General features: G+C 43.0%; 5 protein-coding genes and 1 pseudogene. All 6 read left to right on the top strand.

The window, feature by feature from the left end; all coding sequences use genetic code 11:
* Positions 1 to 1,435 (top strand): phage portal protein (locus tag ACFIME_RS04470; RefSeq protein WP_375684561.1); only part of this gene is annotated, 1,435 nt, incomplete at its 5' end.
* Between the two features lie 13 nt (positions 1,436 to 1,448).
* Entirely contained in the window at positions 1,449 to 2,339 is an 891-nt protein-coding gene (locus ACFIME_RS04465; protein ID WP_375633745.1) for a hypothetical protein, read from the top strand.
* Positions 2,340 to 2,427: 88 nt separating this feature from the next.
* Complete coding sequence (locus ACFIME_RS04460; protein WP_375633744.1) at positions 2,428 to 3,555, top strand: N4-gp56 family major capsid protein; 1,128 nt, start codon at positions 2,428 to 2,430, stop codon at positions 3,553 to 3,555.
* An 18-nt stretch (positions 3,556 to 3,573) separates the two neighbouring features.
* Positions 3,574 to 3,954 (top strand): hypothetical protein, encoded by a 381-nt coding sequence (locus tag ACFIME_RS04455; RefSeq protein WP_375633743.1) that lies wholly within the window; start codon positions 3,574 to 3,576, stop codon positions 3,952 to 3,954.
* 11 nt (positions 3,955 to 3,965) lie between these two features.
* Complete coding sequence (locus ACFIME_RS04450) at positions 3,966 to 4,346, top strand: hypothetical protein (protein WP_375633742.1); 381 nt, start codon at positions 3,966 to 3,968, stop codon at positions 4,344 to 4,346.
* 11 nt (positions 4,347 to 4,357) lie between these two features.
* Positions 4,358 to 4,606, top strand: a pseudogene (locus ACFIME_RS04445) (hypothetical protein); the annotation flags it as partial.

Genomic DNA, 4,606 nt, shown 5'->3' with positions numbered 1-4,606 from the left:
CCGCAAGCCGTTAGAAGTAGCTAAGCAGATGTTTCCCAAATCTCATTGGACAGAGCTGAGTGCAGATTGGGCAAGGGATGGTAGCTCTCATGAAGGTGTTCACCATAATGATCTTGATTATTACAGTGATGAAGGGAGCATTGATGTTGAAAACGGTCGTCGGATGGTTACACTTGTTGAATGCCGTTGGTTTGAAAGCGAGAGGTATTACAAAGCGCCCGATTTAAGCACTGGAGAACTTCGTGATTATAGCGAGGAAGAATTTAAGCAGCTACAGTGCATGATGCCCGATATCCAAGGGGCAGCTTTCAATAAAAAGGTTGTAAGACGTGCTTTTTTAGGGAGAAAGTTGCTTGAATCCCCCGATCAACCCATGGTTCCAGCGGGTCAATTGGGTTGGGAGTGTATAACGGGGTATTTTGACAAGATAGAACGGCAATTTTATGGGGTTGTGCGTCCTACAAAAGACCCACAACGGTGGGCGAATAAGTACTTTAGTCAAGTTATGTATATCCTTAATAGCCAATCCAAAGGGGGGCTTATTGTCGAGGAAGGGGCATTTAAGGACATCAGGCAGGCTATGCAAGATTGGTCGCGGGCTGATGCGTTGCTAGTTGCTGAAGATGGCGCCCTTGCACAAGGAAAGATCCAACCCAAACCCGTAGCAGAATTTCCAACGGGGTTTTTCCAACTGTTTAATGAAGCTAAGGAAGCAATTAATCAGGTGACGGGTTTATCGCCCGAATTCATTGGCACAAGAGAAGTGACACAAGCGGGTATTTTGGAGGCACAACGACGCCAATCCAGTTTAAATCTGCTTGCTTGTCTGTTTGATGGTTTACGTTTGTACCGCAAGCGGCAAGGTAAGATTATTTTGCACTTGATACAGAATTACTTGTCCGATGGTCGTTTGGTACGGATATCTGGTGAGGAGAATGCGCAATATATTCCATTGACGCGTGAAGAAGTAACGAGTGTCGAGTATGACATTGTTGTTGATGATGCGCCAACCAGCCCGAATGAGAAAGAGCGCACCTTCGGTATCATCACACAACTGCTTCCATTGCTTCAAAATGCCATTACGCCGGATATTATGCTTGATCTACTTCGTTATTCTCCATTGCCTGCGTCATTACTCAATCGTGTCAGTGAGAAGTTCCAACAGCAACAAATGGCACAACAACAGCAGATGGACCCCGAGCAGGAAATGAAGTTGCAGGAAAAGCAACAAGACTTAGAGACGAAAGCACAGATGCATCAGATGGATTTGCAACAAAAGCAGATTGATCTTTTTGTGCATCAAGAGAGAGCAAAAACAGACGCAGAACTGATGAAGCAACGCTATGAGATTGAACGGCAGAAGCTTCTCAATGATCAGGCACATAATCAGATTATGCGAGAGCGAATAGCATTACACAGAGGTATGCATAGTTGAGAAAGGTGAAAGAATGAATGCAGAAATGAATGAAGCTATGAATGAAAATTACAGAGTTGGAGCACCGGTCTTTGATGATGAGAGCTCTTTTGATGCCGGCACTTATGATGGTGAAACGATTGATAATGATGATGTCACCTCTCCAGAGCCGGTTGTGCAGTCCGTTGAAAAGCCTTCAGAGATTGTTCCTAGCATAGAACAGCAGCGTATGGAGCAACAAGCTAAACAAGCTCGTGAAGCGCTTGTCAAGCTTTATGAACCCCAATCCCAGACGCCAATGGTTGAAGGTGAAAATGCACCCCCAGACCCTACACAAGACATTATTGGCTATATGAGTTGGATGGGAAAAAAGATTCGAGAGCAGGATGCGTATATTAGGGAACAGAAAGAAGCGCTAAGACAAGCTGAGGAACAGCAGCAGCATGATATACGTCTTGGTCAGTTTTTCAACAATTCTGTTAAGTCGTTTCAAAATAAATCCAGTGATTTTGGTGATGCGGCAAATTTTCTTTATGAGAAGCGTGCGAAGGAATTGAGTTCTTGGTCGTCACTTTATCCTGAGTATGCAGATCCAAACACAATTTCTGAGATCATAAGGAATGAATTGCGTACGATTGTAGCGACTTGTGCACAAAGAGATCTCAATCCGGCAGAAGAGATTTATAGAATAGCGCAAAATCTTGGCTATCAGAACCAAGGGGTTCAAGCGAATAATCAAGTAGCAGAACTTCAAAGCCGGCAGAATTCTGCGAGAACCTTAACAGCATCTGGAGGAGGGGGCGTGACGGGTCCTATGACCAAAGAGACACTTGCGAATATGTCAGAAAAAGAATTTAACGCGTGGATATCGAACCCGAAAAATGAAGCCCGTTTTTATGAAATTATGGGTGCAGACCCTGATTAGGCAATAAGTTTTACAACATAATCCGCCTTGATGCGGGTTTTCCACCGGCTTTAAGCCGGTTTTTTTACAGCAAAGAAAGGTGAAATCAATGGCAACAACACATATAGGAACCCATGATCCGCAATCGGTGAAATTGTGGTCACAGAAATTAAGCAATGAAGTTTTGAAAGCAACGAAAATAGCTCCCCTGATTGGCAAAAGTTCGAACAGCATTATCCAGCTTTACAACGAAACCCATAAGAGTGCAGGGGATAGCGTTACGTTTAGTCTGCTGGTCAATCTGTTTGGGGACGGTGTCACGCAAGGCGAAACCTTAGAGGGCAATGAAGAAGCGCTTCAATTTATGAATGATCGGTTGGTGATTAACGAGCTTTTACATGCAGCACGTGTAGCGAATGATGACTCGATTGACCAACAGAGAATTCTCCCCAATTTACGGAAAAAAGCCAAAGAAGGTTTAGTTCGTTGGTATGCCAATCGTTTAAGCATCATGTTCTTTCTTCAGGTATGTGGTTATACACCCCGTACGATCAATGTTGATGGTCGAGAAGTGTATATTAAGCCGGTTCATTATGGCTTTAATGAAATCATGGCACCAAGCAATGAACGTATTATCCGCCCAGATGGTAAAACAAAGGATGAAGATCTCAATGATAAAGCCAAACATAGCTTTAGTCTTAAATTGATTGATGAAGCGGTTAAACAAGCCAAACTTGCCAATCCGCAAATTTCTCCAGTCCATGTCAATGGTGATGATGTTTATGTTTTGTATTTGCATCCAACACAAGTCATGCAATTGCGAACCAATACAGCCGTTGGTGAGTGGTTAGATATTCAAAAATCGGTTTATGCAACCTCTCGTGCGAAAAACCCAATCTTTGATGGTTCACTAGGCATGTATAATGGCGTTATTTTACGTGAAGCGATACATGTCACCCATGGTGTTAACTCGACAAATAATACAGCGGTAAAGAGTGTGCGTCGTGCGGTTTTCTTAGGAGCCCAGAGTGCGGTTATAGGTTTTGGCAAGAATCACAGTGCAACGCATTACACACTCAAAGAAGAATATTTTGATTATGAACGTCAATTTGGTGTTGCAGCTAAAACATTGATAGGAATGAAGAAGACCCGTTTCAAAATGCCAAATAGCGCACAAACAGCCCAAGATTTTGGAACGATTGTCATTCCTACCTACAGCGGTGAAGCTGGTGCGTAATCATTAAGGGGATAAGACATGGCAGATCAATTACCACCTCCATTGCAGGGAAGAACTCTTCATACCCAACAGGTAAGTTTCTTACGTTTGAATATTTCGCATAAAGATAAGCATCTTACGGAAAAAATCGGAATTTTGCCTCGTGGCGCTTTGATCACTTCGATGAAGGCTTTTGTCAAGACCGCGTTTTCTGAGACAAAATTAAAGATAGGCAGCACCTATGGCGGCAATGAGTTCAGTGAAAAAGACATCAAAGCCCAAGGCACGCAAGATTTTACGCCAACAGATCAAAAGTCTTTTGTTGCAGATGATAAGGAGATGACCCTTTATGCAACACGGGATAAAACAACTGCGGCTGGTGAATGTATTGTGGTTGTGCAATTCGTAACAAATCATTGAGGGGATAAGACATGGCAGATTATTTACCACAGCCCTTGCAAGGGAGAAATCTTCATACCCAGCAGGTAAGCTTTTTGCGGCTTAATTTTAGCTATGAAGATAAAGAAAACGCTATGAGAATAGGCACGCTACCTCGTGGTGCTTTGATTACTTCAATTAAAGTGTTTGTTAAGACAGCATTTTCGGACACGAAGGTAAAAATAGGCAGCACTGCTGGCGGCAATGAGTTTGGTGAAGCAGAAATCAAACAACAGGCAGTAAAAGAGGTTAAGCCTACCAATCAGAAGGAGTTTATCCCTTATGATGAAGAACTTACTCTCTATGCCAAAGCGGACAAAACAGTACAAGCTGGGCAAGCAAGTATAGTCGTTGAATTCGTGACTAATCACTGAGAGGTATTTTGATGACACGTCATTATATTCGGGTTAAAACCGGAGGACCGATACCAGTAAAGCGAGATGTTTATCGTCATAAGAGAACACTTTCGCACTTAGTGTCGGTTATTCAAGATGAGATTGATGACATAGCCGATGAGTATGTTCATCAAATCCAAGAAAGCATTTTTGCAGCCATTCGTTTTTGTGAACGGGAGACCTTTTACTTTAACGAAAGCCGTGATGTGGTGTTTGAGACACGGGCGGGACAAGGTGTT

It is taken from the genome of Bartonella sp. AP1QHHD (assembly GCF_042196265.1).
GTDB lineage: Bacteria > Pseudomonadota > Alphaproteobacteria > Rhizobiales > Rhizobiaceae > Bartonella.
This window is presented reverse-complemented; position numbering and strand designations above follow the sequence as displayed.